The sequence below is a fragment of the Hyphococcus sp. genome (assembly GCF_965267305.1).
Classification (GTDB): Bacteria; Pseudomonadota; Alphaproteobacteria; order Caulobacterales; family Parvularculaceae; genus Hyphococcus.
The window spans coordinates 3,336,149-3,353,441 of sequence record NZ_OZ253945.1 but is presented as its reverse complement, the minus strand read 5'-3'; the positions used below and the strand labels follow the sequence as shown (position 1 = coordinate 3,353,441).

Genomic DNA, 17,293 nt, shown 5'->3' with positions numbered 1-17,293 from the left:
CCTCACTCTAACCGAAGAACCGGCATCCACTTTTCGGGAAAGCGCTTGGGCCCTTCATGACTCCCGACTCACTCGATCTACTGACGATCGCTCTTTCGCCCTTGTCGCAAGGGCTCTTGTCCGCGGCGATCATCATCATGATTTTCGCCATCGCTCTTGGACTCAAGCCTGAACATTTTTCGTTTCTGAAATCCGATCCGAAGCTGTTCTGGGGCGGGCTCGCCGCGCAACTGATCGGCCTGCCGCTGATGACGCTTCTCCTCGTCACGGCCCTCGCCCCACATCCCTCCATCGCGCTCGGCATGATCGTCGTCGCGGCCTGCCCCGGCGGCAATGTTTCGAATTTCATGACCTGGAGCGCGCGCGGCGACACCGCCTATTCCGTGTCGCTCACGGCCGGGTCGAGCGTCGTCGCCGCGCTCTGGACCCCGGCGGCGATCCTGTTCTGGTCGGCGCTCTACCCGCCCACAGCCGAATTGCTCAATACGATCAATTTCAACCGCCTCTCCTTTGTCATCCAGACGACGGTGATGCTCGCGGCGCCGTTGACCCTTGGGATGCTGGGGGCTCATTATTTTCCGGCGGCAGCGGACAAAATCCGCAAGCCTCTTGCGCTTTTCGGCGCGGGGATTCTCGCTATCGTCATTATCGACGGTTTCATCCGGCTGACCGGCGCGCTGCTCCCCGCCTGGTCGCTCATTCTCATACCAGTGGCGCTGCATAACGGCGCAGCCTTTGCGCTCGGGGCGGGCGCGGGGCGCCTCCTCGGCGCGTCGGTTCCGCGGCGGCGCACCCTCGCCTTCGAGGTCGGCATCCAGAACGCGGGCCTCGCCATCGTTCTCCTTCTCGCTCAGCTGAAAGGCCTTGGCGGCGCGGCGGCCATCGCCGCTGTATGGGGCGTTTGGCACTTCTTTTCCGGGGGCGCTATGATCCTCCTCTACAGAACACTCGACTCCCAAAAGGCCAATAGGAAACGCACATGACTTTCGATTTCAAAATCACCGGGGGCCTTATTTATGACGGCGACGGCGGCGACCCCCTTCGCACCAATATCGGCGTAAAGGACGGCAAAATCGCGGAGATCGGCGCCTGTTCAGGCGACGCGAGGCAGGTGATCGACGCCGGCGGCGCCATTGTCACGCCGGGCTTTATCGACTTGCACACCCATTATGACGGTCAGATTTCCTGGGATCAGGAACTGAAGCCCTCGGTCAATCACGGCGTCACCACCATCATCATGGGCAATTGCGGCGTCGGCTTCGCGCCGGTGAAAAAAACCGACCGCGACCGGCTCGTGCGCCTGATGGAAGGCGTTGAGGACATTCCCGGCACCGCGCTACATGAAGGGCTGACCTGGGACTGGGAAAGTTTTCCCGAATACATGGACGCCATCGACGCCATGCCGCACACCATCGATTTCGGGGTCATGATCGGCCACGATCCAGTGCGCGTTTATGCCATGGGCGAACGCGCCAGCGCGCATGAACAGGCGACCGACGAGGACATCGCAGAAATGCAGCGTATCGTGCGCGAAGCGATGGAGGCGGGCGCCGCTGGCTTTTCCATCGGCCGCACCGATGTGCATCGTACCGCCGACGGCGAGTGGACGCCAAGCGCCGAGGCGAGCGAAAAAGAACTGACGGCGCTTGCGGGCGCGCTTGCCGGGCTCGATCACGGCGTTCTTCAGATCGTCAACGACTTCAACCTCGAGCGCGAGGGAGACCAATTCCACGACGAGTTCAAGATCGTTGAAAGTTTCGTGCGCGCCGGGAACGGCAAACCGGCCTCCATCTCCCTCATGCAGCGGGATATGAAGTCGAACGACTGGAAACGCATTCTCGACGAGACCGATCGTCTCAACGCGGAAGGTGTCGATTTCAACGTGCAGGTGGCGCCGCGCGCCATCGGCGTCTTTCAGGGGCTGCAATGCACCTTCCACCCGATCATGGCGCAGCCGAGCTATATCGCCATCAAGGACAAGCCGCTGGAAGAGCGCGTCGCGATCATGCGCGATCAGGATTTCAAAAAGAAATGTCTTGCTGAAACGCCGGTGAAGCTCGCCGGGCCCGGCTCTTCAGTTCCGCCCATCGCCGACACCATGATCGCGGCGATTGAACTTGTGGCGAACAAGTTTTTCCGCCTCGGCGAAAACCCCGATTACGAACAGCCCATGGACGCGTCGCTCGGCGCCGAGGCGCGGCGCGAAGGCGTTTCGGCCATGGAAAAACTTTACGACACGCTGCTGGAGCTCGACGGGAAACAGCTCATCTATTTCCCGATCTATAACTACACCGAGTTCAACTACGACAATGTTCACGCCATGCTGACCCATCCGAAGGCGCTGCCCGGCCTTTCCGATGGCGGCGCCCATGTGGGCACCATCTGCGACGCAAGCTTTCCGACGTATCTGCTGACGCATTGGTGCCGCGACCGCGATCACGGCAAAATTCCGCTCCAGCGCGCGATCCAGATGCTCACCGCCGACGGCGCGGATTATCTCGGCCTTAAAGATCGCGGGCGCCTCAAAGTCGGCATGCGCGCCGACATCAACATCATCGATCACGAGAAATTGGCGCTGGGCCCGCCGCGGATGGTGAAAGACCTTCCCGCCGGCGGCCAGCGCCTGCTTCAACCTGTCTCCGGCTACCGCGCGACTTTTGTCAAAGGCGAGCAGGTGATCGCCAATGACGAAGTAACGAAAGCGCGGCCGGGACGGCTGGTGCGGTTTGGGTGACAACTGGCGTAGAATTCAAATTATTTAAGGTGGACGTAATCAGAAAATGACCGCGCCAGAAGACCTCGTCGACTCCGTATATGATGAACATACATTTGTTCAGTTCCTAGCGGCTTTATCTGACGATTGGTACAAACATGAGGAGATCGAGAAACGGTCTCCGTCGCCACCCTACGACGCTGGGGCGCTTGGGTGGGAAAATGGTTCAATTGGCGCTTTCTTGGAAGCCGCCTCAGCTTATGGCGAAAGTTGTCTTACGCAAGGAAAGGCTAACAAGTCGGACAATCCTTGGCATCGTGCGGCCGAGATAATTCTCGCAGGGAAACTCTACGAATAAACGGAAAACTCAGCTTCATGAACTTCACCTTCGATACCGTCCCCAACATCATTTTCGAAACTGGCGCTGCGGCGCGCCTCGGCGAGATCGTCAAGTCTCGCATGACGCGGCCCTTCGTCGTCACCGACAAGGGCGTCGTGGGCGCCGGACTGATCGACGGCGCTTTGAAGAGCCTTGAGAAGGCGGGCCTCGATTACGCGCTCTTTGACGGCGTTGAGGCCGATCCGCCAGTGAAGGTGGTGAAAGGCGCGATAGAGGCGGCGCGCGCGCACAAAGCAGACGGCGTCATCGGGTTCGGTGGCGGCTCCTCCATGGATACGGCGAAAGTCATCGCCTGCCTTATCAACTCATCGCAGACGCTCGAAGAGATATACGGCATCGATCAGGTAAAGGGCGCGCGCGTTCCGTTGGCGTTGCTGCCGACGACGGCGGGCACCGGCTCGGAAGTCACCAATATCTCGGTCATCACCACCGAAGACGACCAGAAAATGGGCGTCCTCGGCCCGCAGCTTTACGCCGACCTCGCCGTCCTCGACGCATCGCTGACCCTGTCGAAGCCGCGCCATGTGACAAGCGCCACCGGCATCGACGCCATGGTCCACGCTATTGAGGCTTATACGACCAAGCTTAAAAAGAACCCGGTCTCCGACGCGCTGGCGACGAAGGCGCTGAAGCTTTTGTCCGCAAACATCCAGCGCGCCTGCGATACGCCCGACGACATTGAGGCGCGAGAGGCGATGCTGCTCGGCGCCATGCTCGCGGGGCAAGCCTTCGCCAATGCGCCCTGCGCCGCCGTGCACGCCATGGCCTATCCCCTCGGCGTTCATTTCCATGTGCCGCACGGACTTGCGAATTCGCTGATGCTGGCGCCGGTCCTCAACTTCAACATTCCCGCCGCCGCGCCGCTCTACGCCGAGCTTGGCGATGTCATCGGCGCCAATGACACTGGCGATTTTGCAACGCGGGCGGAAAGCTTCGTTGCGAAGATGACGGAAATCTGCGCCGCCACCGGCGTCAAGAGCCGCCTTTCCGAAGTGGGCGTCTCGCACAATGTCCTGCCGAAACTCGCCGAGGACGCCGCAAAGATTGAACGCCTGATGAAAAACAATCCGCGCCCGGTCACCTATGACGACGCGCTGGCGCTTTATACGGAAGTGCTTTGATGACGGCCGGCTATTCCGGCACGCCGCTCCTCAAAAAGCTCGGCGTAAAGGACGGACAGGCGGCGCTCCTCATCGCGGTCCCCAACGAGATCAAAGGACTTTCCGGTTTTAAAAACTGGAGCCGCGTCAAAGCCGCAAAAACGCCTCGAGGCATTTCCGGCGGCCCCTACGATTACGCGCATTTTTTCACGGCGAGCGAAACAGCGCTGAAAGCCGCCCTCCCCGCGATTAAGAAAACGCTGAATGAGGACGGGATGATCTGGGTCTCCTGGCCAAAAAAATCCTCCGGCGTTCCCTCGACTGTCACGGAGGATACAGTACGCAACCTTGCGCTGAAGATTGGCCTTGTGGATGTTAAAGTCTGCGCCATTGACGAAACATGGTCCGGCCTCAAACTCGTGATCCCGGTGAAGGACAGGAAGGCATGAAAGCCACAACGACGCGCGCCGATTACAAACATATCCTGCCGCTGCAAACACGCTGGGCGGACAACGACATTTACGGCCATGTGAACAATGTCGCCTATTACGGCTATTTCGACACCATCGTGAATGAATATCTCATCAGCGAAGGCGCTCTCGATATCCATCACGGCGAAGTCATCGGGCTCGTCGTTGAAACAGGGTGCAAATATTTCGCGCCGTTGGAGTTTCCGCAAAAGCTCGACGGCGCGCTGCGCGTCGCGAAGATCGGCAATTCATCGGTGCGCTACGAACTGGCGATTTTCAAACAAGACGAAGACGCCCCCGCCGCCGAGGGCCATTTCATTCATGTGTATGTCGATCGGAGGACGCGGCGGCCCGCATCCTTGCCGGAAACCTTGCACAACGCATTGGTCCGCATCACTTTATGATCGCTTCCATTAGGGGGATAAGCATGCGGTCCTTGCATATTGCCGCCAGTGTGCTGCTCATTCTTTGCGGCGTCTTGCTTCCCAGTGCTCTGGGAATCCTGTGGGCCGAATACGACCCTGCCAGCAGCTACCTCAGCGAACTTGGCGCCTCCGGCGCGCCCCATGCCGCGATCATGAATTACGGCGGTTTCCTGCCGGTCGGCATTCTCTGGGCGCTGGCGGCGACAATGCTTTATGCGCGGTCGCCCAAAAACGGCCTTCTGCTCGCAGGTGCGTTCTTGCTTCTGGGAAACAGCGTCTCCTATCTTGGCGCGAGCATTTTCCACTGCGATGCAGGGTGTCCTATGGAGGGCTCCGGCTCGCAGGCAATGCACAATCTTCTGGGCGTCATCGGATATTTGGCGACGCCGCCGGCGCTTGCCTGTATTGGCCTTGCATCCCTGAGCCACAACAAACTGCTTGCCTCGCTGAGCTTCCTAACCGCAGCGGCGTGTTTAATCGGGTTTGTTACCATGGCCTCGCCAGAAGCGGCGCATATCAGGGGGCTGGCGCAGCGATCCGTCGATTTTACCCAGTTCTTCTGGATGTTTGCAGCGGCGCTGCTGATAAAGCAAAAGAGCGGCTAGACACGCGCCCCGACAGTCGTGCGGTGCAAGAGCCGCGCATGACCTTCATAGCCGCCGGTCGCCCGATGAAGCACCGAACGGTTGTCCCACATGACAAGCATGCCCGGCTTCCATTTGTGCCTGTAGACGAATTCCTCGCGCGTCTGCCATTGATAGAGTTCGGCGAGCAGCGCCATTGAGGCGTTCGGCTCCATGTCGGCGAAACCAGTGATGTAGCCGATGCAGCCATAGATCCCTTCCCGGCCGGTTTCGGGATGTTTTGCGATGATCGGGTGGCGGCATTCCGCTGTCAGCGCGTCATCCGACGCCCGGATATCCATGAAGCGCGTTTTGCGGTCTTCGTCGCCATAGAGCCCGCCTTTCGCATAAGGGATGCGCGCGGAGTGAATGGCGATTTTGCCTTCTAGGTTTTTGCGCAACGCGTCCGGCATGCGCTCAAGCGCCAGATGCTGGTTCGCGTAATAGGTGTCGCCGCCATGAGGCGGAATGGTGATTGCGAAAAGGCAGGTGCCCGCCGGCGGCTTTTCCTGAAAGCTCCAGTCCGTGTGCCAGCTCTCGGCGAAGATGGGCGAGGTTTCGTCTGCGTCGCGTTTAACGGCGATGATGTGCTTGCGCCCCGGGATCGGCGCAATGAACGGGTCGTCGCCGAAAGGGCCGAAATAAAGCGTGAAACGTTCGAGATCATCGTCGCTCATCGCCTGATCGGAAAAGGCGAGCACATGATGTTCGAGCCATGCGGCGCGGATATCCGCAACAAGGGTGTCAGCCAGCCGGTTGGTGAGATCGACGCCAGTGACATGGGCGCCGCAGGGTTCCCCCGTCGGGGTGACTTTCATGGAAACAGCCTCGCCGGTTGCGAGGCATGATCATAAAGTGAGGAGAGGCGAAGGAAAAGCGCGCGAGCTGCTAAAGAATGCGCGCGTCGAGATCGGCTTTCGCCACCTGATAGCCGCGCATCAGATCGTCGATATGCCGGCTCATCCACTCCGCCGCCTTGTCTTCGTCGTCCGCTTCGAGCGCGGCGATGATTTCGCGCTGCGCCTCCTCAATGCGCTTCTTCGCGCGCGGCGTCTCGCCTATGACGTGTGCGAGGCTGGCGCCGATCATGATGTTGAGCGATTGCAGCATCGCCAGCATCACCCGGTTATCGAGACCGGCGGCGATCGCCTGGAAAAACGCCACCGCGCTGTCGACCGTCACATCGCCATTGGTGCTGTCGCGCAGACGCTGGTTGATCTTTTTAAGATCGCTGAGGGCGTCCGGCGCGAGGCGCGTCGCGGCAAGCCGCGCGGCCTGCGGATAAAACAGCGCCAGCGTCTCCCAAACCTCGCGGAACGTTGCGCCACCATGGGCAAGGCTCCGGCTTGCCGTTGCGGCGATTTCCGAAATTTTCGGCGCACGCACGACGAGCCGTTTTGCAGGCCCGCGCTCCACAAGGCCTGACTGTTCGAGGAGACGGATGCCTTCGCGCACGGACGACCGCGTCACGCCGAACTGTTCGCAAAGCTCGCCTTCCGTCGGCAACAGCGCGCCTTCGGGCAGCGCGCCAGAGACGATCTCCTCCTCGATGGCGCGGCTCACCTTCACATAGACCGGCTCGCGGTCGAGCGTCTTGAACTTGTGGCTGCTCATGAGGTTTTACGCACTCTTTTGAAAGATTTCCCGGCCGATCAGCATACGGCGGATCTCGCTAGTGCCCGCCCCGATTTCATAAAGCTTCGCATCGCGTAGCAAGCGGCCGGTGGGATATTCATTGATATAGCCATTGCCGCCGAGAAGCTGGATAGCATCGAGCGCCACCTGCGTGGCTTTTTCCGCCGCGTAAAGGATGCAGCCCGCCGCGTCCTGGCGCGTGGTCTCGCCGCGGTCGCACGCTTTGGCGACGGCGTAAACATACGCCTTGCAGGCATTCATGGTCGTGTACATGTCGGCGACCTTGCCCTGCACCAGTTGGAACTCGCCGATGGATTTGCCGAACTGCTTGCGGTCGTGGATGTAAGGGACGACCACATCCATGCAGGCCTGCATGATGCCGAGCGAACCCGCCGACAAGACCGTGCGCTCGTAATCGAGCCCGCTCATCAAAATGCGGACCCCATCGCCTTCGGACCCGATGAGGTTTTCCGCCGGCACTTCGCAGTCTTCGAAGACAAGCTCGCCCGTATCGGAACCGCGCATGCCGAGCTTGTCGAGCTTCTGCGCCGTTGAAAAACCCTTGAAGCCTTTCTCAACGATAAACGCCGAAATGCCGCGCGAGCCTTTTTCCGGATCGGTCTTGGCGTAAACGACGATCACATCGCCGGTCGGGCCGTTGGTGATCCACATTTTGTTGCCGTTGAGGATGTAACGGTCGCCCTTTTTCTCGGCTTTCAATTTCATGGAGACAACATCAGAACCGGCGCCCGGCTCCGACATGGCGAGCGCGCCCAGATGTTCGCCGGAAATCAGTTTCGGCAGGTACCGCTCTTTCTGTTCCTTCGATGCATTGAGACTGATCTGGTTGACGCAGAGATTGGAGTGCGCGCCATAGGAAAGACCGACCGAACCGGAGCCGCGGGAGATTTCCTCCATGGCGACGCAATGTGCGAGATAACCGAGCCCGGTTCCGCCGAAATCCGGGTCGGCGGTGATGCCGAGGAGACCGAGCTCTCCCAACTCAGGCCAGAGGTCGCGCGGGAACTCGTTCTTCTCATCGATCTCCGCGGCGCGCGGCGCCAGCCGGTCATCGACCCAGCGGGCGATCATGTCGCGCATTTCTTCGATTTCCGGGTCGAGGCCGAAATTGAAGGCAAGGCTGTTCAGGCGGGCCATGGGATGTCTCCTCCGCCGGCCCGCTTAGTCCGGGCCGGTTATGAATTCTTGACTCCCCTCCTACTATCATATCTTGCGATTGTCGGACAACCCATGATAAAAGGCCGGAAAGAAAGAATTTGCTCTCCGCTACTGCCCCTGAAAGGCTGATCCGGCGGAGGCATTAACAACAGGGAGGACCCAGAGAGGCCAATGGCGGTCATACAGTCGAAAATCGACCCGCGTTCGGAAGGGTTTGCGGCCAATGACAAGGCCATGCGGGCGCTGGTCGCCGAACTGCGCGCCAATATGGATCGCGTGGCCGAGGGCGGCGGCGCCCGCTACGCCGAACGCCACAAGGCGCGAGGCAAGCTGCTCGCCCGCGAACGCGTAAACCGACTTCTTGATCTGGGATCGCCCTTTCTCGAGATCGGCCAATTCGCCGCCTGGGAGATGTATTCAGGCGATGTGATGAGCGCCGGGATCATCGCCGGGATCGGCCGCATCAATGGGGGCGAGTGTATGATCGTCGCTAACGACCCGACGGTGAAAGGCGGCACCTACCACCCGATGACGGTGAAGAAGCATTTGCGCGCGCAGGAGATCGCGCTCGAAAACCGTTTGCCCTGCATTTACCTCGTCGAAAGCGGCGGCGCGTTCCTGCCCATGCAGGATGAAGTCTTTCCGGACAAGGACGATTTCGGCCGCATCTTCTTCAATCAGGCGCAAATGTCGTCGAAGGGCATCCCGCAGATTGCCATCGTGCACGGGTCCTGCACCGCCGGCGGCGCCTATGTGCCGGCGATGTCGGACGAGGCCGTGATCGTCAAGAAACAGGGCACGATTTTCCTCGGCGGCCCGCCGCTTGTCAAAGCCGCGACCGGCGAAGTGGTTTCCGCCGAAGACCTTGGTGGCGGCGATACCCATACGCGGATTTCCGGCGTCGCAGACCATCTCGCCGAAGATGACGATCATGCGCTCGGGATCGCCCGTCAGATCGTTTCCCGCCTCAACTGGGTGAAGCTTGGCGAGGTCGTCATGGCCGATCCCCGCCCGCCCGCTTACCCGACGGAAGAGCTCTACGGCGTGGTCGAGACCGACGCCCGCAAACCCTACGACGCGCGCGAGATCATCGCGCGCCTTGTGGATGGCTCCGACTTCGACGAATTCAAGCCGCTTTACGGCTCAACACTGGTTACTGGCTTTGCGCGGCTGCACGGCTTTCCGGTCGGCATTCTGGCGAACAACGGCATCCTCTTTTCAGAAAGCGCCAAGAAGGGCGCGCATTTCATCGAGCTTTGCTGTCAGCGGAAAGTTCCGCTGGTGTTTTTGCAGAACATCACGGGCTTCATGGTGGGGCGCGCGGCGGAAGAAGGCGGCATTGCGAAAGACGGCGCGAAGCTCGTCACCGCCGTCGCGACCGCCGCCGTGCCGAAATTCACCGTCGTCGTGGGCGGCAGTTACGGCGCTGGCAATTACGGCATGTGCGGGCGCGCCTACGGACCGCGCTTCATGTTCATGTGGCCGAATGCGCGCATCTCCGTCATGGGCGGCGAACAGGCGGCGAGCGTTCTCGCCACCGTCAAGCGCGACGGACTTCGCGAAGGAGAAACCTGGAGCGAGAAAGAAGAAGCGGAGTTCAAAAACAAGATCCGCGCCGGCTATGAAGAACAGGGCTCGCCCTATTACTCCTCCGCGCGACTCTGGGATGACGGGATCATTGACCCGGCGCAAACACGAGATGTGTTAGGCTTGTGTCTCTCGGCGTCTTTGAATGCGCCCGTCGAGGAAACGCGCTTTGGCGTGTTCAGGATGTGAGGAACGAAAATGGCTGAACAAGTTCTCATCACCACTATTGACCAGCGCGGCGTCGCGCGGCTGACCATGAACCGGCCGGACATCCGCAACGCCTTCAACGAAGATCTCATCAGCGAGATCTGCGAAAGCATGGGGCGGTTGAATGCCGATCCGAATGTGCGCGTCATCGTCCTGACCGGCGCTGGCAAGGCGTTTTCCGCGGGCGCGGACCTCAATATGATGCAACGCGCTTCGAAATATTCCGCTGCTGAAAACAAGGACGATGCCCGCCGTCTCGGGCATATGCTCTCCTCCATCTATCACGCGCCAAAGCCGACCGTGGCGCTCGTCAACGGCCCGGCCATGGGCGGCGGGCTCGGCCTCATTGCCGCATGCGATATCGCCATCGGCGCCGACACATCCTTCTTTGCACTTTCGGAAGTGCGTGTCGGGCTTATCCCCGCCGTCATTTCGCCCTTTGTCATTCAGGCCATCACTGTGCGTCAGGCGCGGCGTTATTTCACGACGGGCGAGCGTTTCGACGCCGCCGAAGCGCAGCGTATTGGTCTTCTTCACAAGGTCGTCGCGGCCGATGCGCTGAATGACGCACTTGAAGAAACCCTCGGCGATCTTCTGGTCTGCGGGCCGCACTCGCAGGGGCTCGCGAAAGAGCTCATCCGCAAGGTCGCCTACCGCCCGCTTGGCGATGCCGTGATGGAGGAAACCGCCGGCATGATCGCCAAGACGCGCGCCAGCGACGAAGGCAGGGAAGGCGTGACGGCTTTCCTCGAGAAACGCAAACCGAACTGGCTGAAGGACTGAATGACCCTTGGCCTCCTCATCCGCGATGTCACGGACGACGATCATGACGCCATTCATGGTCTCGTCAAAAGCGCTTTCGAGCGCGACGACGAGGCGGAGCTCATGCGCGAATTGTGGTCCGAACATGCTGTTGAGATTCAGCTTGCGGCTGAAATCAGCGGCGTCATTGTCGGCTATTGCGCCTTCACGCGCGTCAGCTGCAAACCCGACCTCGACGGACTGCTTTTGGGACTCGGTCCCCTCGCCGTGGCGCCGGAACATCAGCGACAGGGTGTCGGCGCCAAGCTGGTGGAGAAAGGCATCGAGCTTTGCCGGAAACGCAATGCGCGATTGATCGCCGTGCTGGGCGATCCGGATTATTACGCGCGTTTCGGTTTCGAGCCTGCGGCCAAGCGCAAAATGACTTGGGCGGGTTTCGATGCTGGCGACGCCTTTCGCATCATTGCGCACGACAAGGACGAGTTCGGCGGCGTCGCGCCCGACGAAATCCGCACCATCCATTATCATCCCGCCTTCGACATGGTGAGCTAAAGCATGTTCAAGAAAATCCTCATCGCCAATCGCGGAGAGATCGCCGTTCGCGTCGCAAGAACGGCGCGCCGGATGGGCGTCGCGACCGTCGCCGTCTATTCCGACGCAGACCGGAACGCGCCGCATGTCAGAGCCTGCGACGAGGCAGTTCACATCGGCCCCTCCGCTGCAGCGGAAAGCTATCTCAAAGCTGACAAGATCATCGACGCCTGTAAAAAGACTGGCGCCGAGGCAGTGCATCCGGGCTATGGCTTCCTTTCCGAGAACGAGCGCTTTGCCGAAGAGCTCGACAAGGCCGGGATCACCTTCATAGGCCCGACGGCGGAAACGATTCGCGCCATGGGATCTAAATCAGCGGCGAAGAATTTGATGGAGGCGGCGAACGTCCCGACGACGCCCGGCTATCAAGGCGAAGACCAGTCTGTTGAGACGTTCAAGAAAGAAGCCAAGCGCATCGGCTACCCGGTGCTCTTGAAAGCGACGGCGGGCGGCGGCGGCAAGGGCATGCGCATGGTCGCGCGCGAGGAAGACCTTGAAGACGCTTTAAAATCCGCACAGCGCGAGGCGAAATCCGCCTTCGGCGATGATCGCTTTCTGATCGAGAAATATGTGACGCGCGCGCGGCATGTCGAGGTGCAGATTTTCGGCGACGGCAAAGGCGAAGTCATCCACATGTTCGAGCGCGATTGTTCCGTCCAGCGCCGCCACCAGAAGGTGATCGAGGAAGCGCCCGCGCCGCGCCTGCCCGCCAAAACCCGCGCGACGCTGCTGCAAGCGGGCGTCGACGCAGGCAAGGCGGTGAACTATCGCGGCGCAGGGACGGTGGAGTTCCTCTACGACGCGGACAAAGACGCCGTCTATTTCATGGAAATGAATACGCGGCTTCAAGTGGAGCACCCGGTGTCAGAGATGATCACTGGCCAGGACTTTGTCGAATGGCAACTCCGCATCGCCGCGGGCGAAGGCCTGCCGCTGACGCAGGATGAAATTGCCGAGACCGGTCACGCTTTCGAGGCGCGGCTTTATGCGGAAAATCCGAACCAGAATTTCGCGCCATCTATCGGGACGCTGACGACCTTGGCGCTTCCCGCCGAAACCGCGCGCATCGATTCGGGCGTTGAGGAAGGCCAAGCCATCACGCCTTTCTATGACCCCATGATCGCGAAGATCATCACTTATGCAAAAACCCGCGAGGAAGCCCTCGGCGCTATGCGCGCAGCGCTTTCCGAAACCCGCGTCGCCGGCCTCGAAACCAATGCGGCGTTTCTTCACGCCCTCGCCGCCGAACCCGATTTCATCGCGGGTGAGGTCTCGACTAAATTCATCGAGGAACATGACGGCGCGCTTTTCGCGAAAACGCCTGCCGGTCCGAAACAATGGGCTGCAGCGGCGCTGTGGAAGCGCGCGAATGCGTCAAGCAATGACAACGACCCTTGGAGCGCGCTCACGGGATTCCGTCTCAACCGGCCCCATCATGAGGTGATCTGGATCGAGCATGAAGGCCATGCCGCGATTTTGCGCCTGTCGAAAACGGGCGGCAAATTCAATGCGACGCTGGAGCCCGACGCCTCCGCCGCCGCGCGCCGGGAAGGCCGCGAACCGCAAAACCCCATTCAGTTTTCGTTTTCAGGCGTGTTCACGAGCAACGCCATGCGCCTCAGCGTCGACGGTGAAGATTTCACCGCTTTCGCCGCGCCTCATAACGATAAGTTGCGCGTGTGGATCGGCGCGGATTATTGGGACCTCGCCTTCCCCGATCCCCTCGCCGGGATTTCCGCGCATCATTCGAGCGAAGGGTCCCTCACCGCGCCCATGCCCGGCGTTGTGACGCTGCTTTCGGCGAAGCCCGGCGACGCCATCGAGGCGGGCAAGCCCCTCCTCGTCATGGAAGCCATGAAAATGGAGCACGCCATCAAGGCGCCCTTTGACGGAGTCATCAAGGCGTACAAGTTCCAGCCCGGCGATCAGGTAAAAGACGGAGACTTGCTGGTTGAGTTCGAGGAAAGCGCTTAAAGTTTCCGTGTCAGAAAATTATAAGATATTCTTCTGGAGATACGAACACGCCAGCAAGGGATACAGAGGATTCCACTTGTCGGCTGACAATGAGGGTTGCAATGCTTTGCTGACAGGGCTTCGCAAAAAAATGCGGATGCCAAGCGACAGAACTGCAAAATTCAATCTATGCAAACCCACTGAAAGAGTTTTGTCGGCGCCCAATTATAGAACCCAAGCACACACATGGAAATTGTTGGAGATCCTTTTGGATCAGAATGCTTCCGAAGGATTTCTAAGCGTTACGACCAAGAACGATGTCGCATATGTAACTGTGTCAAAAGATATGGCCGAAAGCCTAGAAAAAGGAGTTCAAGATATTCTCGAAGGGAGTGGAGATTGGTCTATATCAAGCGAATTGAAAAATGTGGGTCACCAAACGATATGGTTTTGGTGGTATTTGGATAAGTAAGTTAAACATGACCCATCCCATCATACTCGTTGAAGTCGGTCCGCGCGACGGCTTGCAGAACGAAGCGCAGGTCATTGACGTAGCGACCAAGGTCGAGCTGATCGAGCGGCTCGCTTCCTGCGGTTTCAAACATGTGGAGGGCGGCGCCTTCGTTTCACCGAAATGGGTGCCTCAGATGGCGGCGTCCGACGAGGTAATGACAACGATCAAGCGTGCGCCCGGCATTTCCTATCCGGTGCTGACGCCGAACATGAAGGGCTATGAGGGCGCCCGCGCCGCCAATGCGGACACCGTTGCGGTTTTCGGCGCGGCTTCGGAAAGCTTTAGCCAGAAAAACATCAACTGCTCCATCGCAGAGAGCCTGGAACGTTTCAAACCGGTCATTGAGGCGGCGAAGGCGGACGGCATCCGCGTGCGGGGCTACGTCTCCTGCGTGCTCGGCTGTCCTTATGAAGGAAAAATCACGCCGGCACAGGTCACGCCCGTCGCCAAGACGCTTTACGAGATGGGCTGCTACGAAATTTCGCTGGGCGACACGATTGGCGTCGGCACGCCGGAGGAAACGAAGGCCCTGATCCGCGCCGTCGCGGCGGAAATCCCCGTTGCAGCCCTCGCCGGTCATTTCCATGACACCTATGGACAGGCGCTCGCCAATATCTGGGCGGCCCTTGGCGAAGGCGTGACGGTGTTCGACTCTTCCGTCTCCGGCCTCGGCGGCTGTCCTTACGCGAAAGGCGCCAGCGGCAATGTGGCGAGCGAGGATGTGGTCTACTCTCTCGCCCGCTCCGGTTTTGAGACAGGCGTCGATCTCGACTCCCTCATGGAAACGAGCGTCTGGATCTCCGAAAAGCTCGGACGCAAGCCGGGCTCGAAGGTCACGCTCGCCCGCAAGAGCGAAAGCTGAAGCTGGAAAGTGCGGCGCGCCCATCGCCATGGCTCTAAGCGGCGGCAGGCCGACTCAATATTTTGGGCGCTAAAAGAAACTTTGTATACACGCATAAAGGAAATTAGCTTTACGCCGGGATTGGGCGCTTTCAGATCATGGCAAAACCAAAACCGCCCTCGCGGCGTGAATCGAAGAAAACGACGACGCGGGACAAACTCTTGCGATCTGCCTTACGTCTGTTTCGCAAGCGTGGCTTTAACGCCGTCACCATCTCCGATATTACCAACGCAGCAGGCACAGCCAAGGGAACATTCTTCAATTACTTTAACACCAAAGCCGATGTGATCGCAGTGTGGTATAAAACTGCTTCATTGCCGACGGATGATGCAAAAATAGAGACCCTGGCCGAGGCGCTTGACTTGGTCGTCTACAAACCTCTCGATGAATTGCTTTCAGAGCCGGAGCTGCTGGCGGCAAAATTCGCAAACGAAAATGACAATGCCTCCATCGCTGAAGCCGAGGCGGAAGTCGATAAACGCATCTTCACCATTCTCGAAGCAGTCCTTCTGAAAGAGGAGGAAAAGGCGGGTCCTCTGCCTGTCACTGCAGGAGAACTCGCTTCTCTTATAGGCGCCATCCTAACTGGCGCCGCGCGAGAATGGCGCATAAGCGGCGAAAAGCGCGCCCTATCGGCGATCGCCAAGGAGCGACTCGACAGTCTGTTCGCGCTCGCCGACGAAGCGCGCTTGACTAAGGGACCCGCCCAGGATTAGAAAAATGACCGTGGTCATTTTTCTAATCCTGGGCGTATCATGCGAATTATCCTTGCCTTTTTCATCTTAGCGGTCTCTGGATGTGTCTCTTCTCCGACAGATGCTCCGGGTCTTCCGGCGCGCCCGGTCTTTCAATCAGAACGCCTGAGCATAGCAGAAGATAAGACCCATCACGTCGACGGAACTTGGCGCTCACGCGGATATGGATGGGTTCTTGAAATCGAAAATGGCGTGATCACTCAATACGAATCTGGCGTCCACGGCTGTTATGCACGCCCAGAGGGGGCGGCCGGTCAGACAGCCATGCTGTCTCTGCCGTTTTCTCATTATAAAGTAACCGGGGATGGTCAGTCTGCGATGTTTATGTATGGCCCGGATTCCGTCGGACCTATCTTTGACAGGCTCGTTGCTCTTCCTAATGACTGCCTGAATCCGACTGATGGATCGCTTGAAGCATCGTTTGCAGTTTTCATTTCCATGTTCGAAGAACACTATGCGCATTTCAATGATCGTGGGGCTGACTGGCTGCAGCTGAAAGGGCAAGCATTGGAAATCTTCAATAACAATAAAACTGAAGAAGGTTTTCTAGACGCTGCCGATCATATCTTGAGCGCCTTACAGGATTCGCACACTCGTCTGATCGCTTTCACGGCCGACGGGCGCAGACGCGTGCAATATGGTCTCGGACAAACCCTTTCCAACATAAGGAACGAAAACCGGGAAACGGAATGGCTCATCGGTCTGATTGTTCAACTGACCGATCGCCTGCTGGATCCGGGCGCACAACATGTTGCTGAAGACCGCATTCTTTGGGGGCTTATCGATGGCGAGATCGGCTATTTGCAGGTCTTCCAGATGGGCGGATTCGCAGGGTTGGAGATAGACGACCCCGAATGGGCGGCAAGCGAACTGCGCATTATGGACAAAACCCTCGACGAGGCATTCGCTGAATTTTCAGGCAAAAAAGCAGTCATCCTCGACCTGTCAAACAATCGCGGCGGTTATGATGAAATCGCCCGCCGTCTTGCCGCACGCTTCACGGATACATCGTTTCACGCTTACAGCGTGTCAGCAAAAGGAGAAAATCTGCAGCCGGTGATAAAGGTGATCGAACCAGAGAGGGACAACCGTTTCATCGGACCAGTGTTCCTTTTGACGAGCGATGTTACGGTGAGCGGCGGCGAAATTGCGACGCTATCGCTTCGACAGCTGCCGAACGTGACACAGATTGGGCAACCAACGCGCGGAGCCTTTTCTACGCCTCTATCGAAAGTGTTGCCTAACGGATGGATATTGGAGCTCGCCAATGAAACCTTCGCGTCGCCCGATGGGGAAGTCTTCGCCGGTAGAGGAATTCCACCGCAAGTTTCATTTGTCGTCTTCGACGCAGAAGATCCTGTCGCCTCACATGGCGACGCGATTGAAGCGATTATTCATCTTATTCGCGAAACCGATGAAACAACGACAAGATAAGCTGGACAGACCGGCGCAACCGCAAAATGAAGCGCCGTCCTGGA

At 59.0% G+C, this 17,293-nt stretch carries 18 protein-coding genes; 15 read left to right on the top strand and 3 right to left on the bottom strand.

Features of this window, described 5'->3' with window-relative positions:
* The first annotated feature begins 56 nt into the window (after positions 1-56).
* The 7 genes from ACQY5P_RS16210 to ACQY5P_RS16180 are packed head-to-tail and all read left to right on the top strand — an operon-like array spanning position 57 to position 5,713.
* Positions 57-983: a bile acid:sodium symporter family protein gene (locus tag ACQY5P_RS16210; RefSeq protein ID WP_428407911.1), complete on the top strand. Its 927-nt coding sequence runs from the start codon at positions 57-59 to the stop codon at positions 981-983.
* The gene (locus tag ACQY5P_RS16205) at positions 980-2,734 is read left to right on the top strand and encodes an N-acyl-D-amino-acid deacylase family protein (protein ID WP_428407909.1); all 1,755 of its coding nucleotides are present in this window, start codon (positions 980-982) and stop codon (positions 2,732-2,734) included. The genes ACQY5P_RS16210 and ACQY5P_RS16205 overlap by 4 nt, the downstream gene beginning before the upstream one ends.
* Positions 2,735-2,780: 46 nt before the next feature.
* The gene (locus ACQY5P_RS16200) at positions 2,781-3,071 is read left to right on the top strand and encodes a DUF7660 family protein (protein WP_428407908.1); all 291 of its coding nucleotides are present in this window, start codon (positions 2,781-2,783) and stop codon (positions 3,069-3,071) included.
* Positions 3,072-3,088: 17 nt separating this feature from the next.
* Complete coding sequence (locus ACQY5P_RS16195) at positions 3,089-4,234, top strand: iron-containing alcohol dehydrogenase (RefSeq protein ID WP_428407907.1); 1,146 nt, start codon at positions 3,089-3,091, stop codon at positions 4,232-4,234.
* On the top strand, positions 4,234-4,662 hold the full coding sequence (locus tag ACQY5P_RS16190) for a DUF3052 family protein (protein ID WP_428407906.1): 429 nt from the start codon (positions 4,234-4,236) through the stop codon (positions 4,660-4,662). The genes ACQY5P_RS16195 and ACQY5P_RS16190 overlap by 1 nt, the downstream gene beginning before the upstream one ends.
* A complete protein-coding gene (locus ACQY5P_RS16185; RefSeq protein WP_428407905.1) occupies positions 4,659-5,087 on the top strand; it encodes an acyl-CoA thioesterase in 429 nt (142 codons plus the stop codon). Before ACQY5P_RS16190 ends, ACQY5P_RS16185 begins: the two co-directional genes overlap by 4 nt.
* 32 nt (positions 5,088-5,119) lie before the next feature.
* Positions 5,120-5,713: a DUF998 domain-containing protein gene (locus ACQY5P_RS16180; protein ID WP_428407904.1), complete on the top strand. Its 594-nt coding sequence runs from the start codon at positions 5,120-5,122 to the stop codon at positions 5,711-5,713.
* On the opposite strand, the gene ACQY5P_RS16175 is transcribed toward ACQY5P_RS16180, so the two are convergent.
* From ACQY5P_RS16175 to ACQY5P_RS16165, 3 genes are all read right to left on the bottom strand, one after another.
* Positions 5,710-6,549, bottom strand: a complete 840-nt coding sequence (locus ACQY5P_RS16175) for a TauD/TfdA dioxygenase family protein (protein WP_428407903.1) — start codon at positions 6,547-6,549, stop codon at positions 5,710-5,712. The two genes, ACQY5P_RS16180 and ACQY5P_RS16175, sit on opposite strands and share 4 nt — an antisense overlap.
* 70 nt (positions 6,550-6,619) lie before the next feature.
* Positions 6,620-7,345, bottom strand: coding sequence for a FadR/GntR family transcriptional regulator (locus tag ACQY5P_RS16170; RefSeq protein WP_428407902.1), 726 nt, complete (start codon positions 7,343-7,345; stop codon positions 6,620-6,622).
* Between the two features lie 6 nt (positions 7,346-7,351).
* A complete protein-coding gene (locus ACQY5P_RS16165; protein WP_428407901.1) occupies positions 7,352-8,524 on the bottom strand; it encodes an isovaleryl-CoA dehydrogenase in 1,173 nt (390 codons plus the stop codon).
* Between the two features lie 192 nt (positions 8,525-8,716).
* Between ACQY5P_RS16165 and ACQY5P_RS16160 the strand changes: the two genes are divergently transcribed.
* The 8 genes from ACQY5P_RS16160 to ACQY5P_RS16125 all read left to right on the top strand — a co-directional run bounded on the left by ACQY5P_RS16160 (position 8,717) and on the right by ACQY5P_RS16125 (position 17,249).
* Positions 8,717-10,321 carry a carboxyl transferase domain-containing protein gene (locus ACQY5P_RS16160; RefSeq protein ID WP_428407900.1) on the top strand — a complete coding sequence of 535 codons (1,605 nt, stop codon included), beginning with the start codon at positions 8,717-8,719 and terminating at the stop codon, positions 10,319-10,321.
* Positions 10,322-10,330: 9 nt separating this feature from the next.
* Positions 10,331-11,122: an enoyl-CoA hydratase/isomerase family protein gene (locus tag ACQY5P_RS16155; protein WP_428407899.1), complete on the top strand. Its 792-nt coding sequence runs from the start codon at positions 10,331-10,333 to the stop codon at positions 11,120-11,122.
* Positions 11,123-11,653, top strand: a complete 531-nt coding sequence (locus ACQY5P_RS16150; RefSeq protein WP_428407898.1) for a GNAT family N-acetyltransferase — start codon at positions 11,123-11,125, stop codon at positions 11,651-11,653.
* A 3-nt stretch (positions 11,654-11,656) separates the two neighbouring features.
* Positions 11,657-13,666: an acetyl/propionyl/methylcrotonyl-CoA carboxylase subunit alpha gene (locus ACQY5P_RS16145; protein WP_428407897.1), complete on the top strand. Its 2,010-nt coding sequence runs from the start codon at positions 11,657-11,659 to the stop codon at positions 13,664-13,666.
* A 76-nt stretch (positions 13,667-13,742) separates the two neighbouring features.
* A complete protein-coding gene (locus tag ACQY5P_RS16140) occupies positions 13,743-14,117 on the top strand; it encodes a hypothetical protein (protein ID WP_428407896.1) in 375 nt (124 codons plus the stop codon).
* A gap of 7 nt (positions 14,118-14,124) precedes the next feature.
* Positions 14,125-15,021 (top strand): hydroxymethylglutaryl-CoA lyase, encoded by an 897-nt coding sequence (locus tag ACQY5P_RS16135; RefSeq protein ID WP_428407895.1) that lies wholly within the window; start codon positions 14,125-14,127, stop codon positions 15,019-15,021.
* A 137-nt stretch (positions 15,022-15,158) separates the two neighbouring features.
* Positions 15,159-15,776, top strand: a complete 618-nt coding sequence (locus tag ACQY5P_RS16130) for a TetR/AcrR family transcriptional regulator (protein WP_428407894.1) — start codon at positions 15,159-15,161, stop codon at positions 15,774-15,776.
* A 39-nt stretch (positions 15,777-15,815) separates the two neighbouring features.
* The gene (locus ACQY5P_RS16125; protein ID WP_428407893.1) at positions 15,816-17,249 is read left to right on the top strand and encodes a S41 family peptidase; all 1,434 of its coding nucleotides are present in this window, start codon (positions 15,816-15,818) and stop codon (positions 17,247-17,249) included.
* The last annotated feature ends 44 nt before the right edge of the window (positions 17,250-17,293 follow it).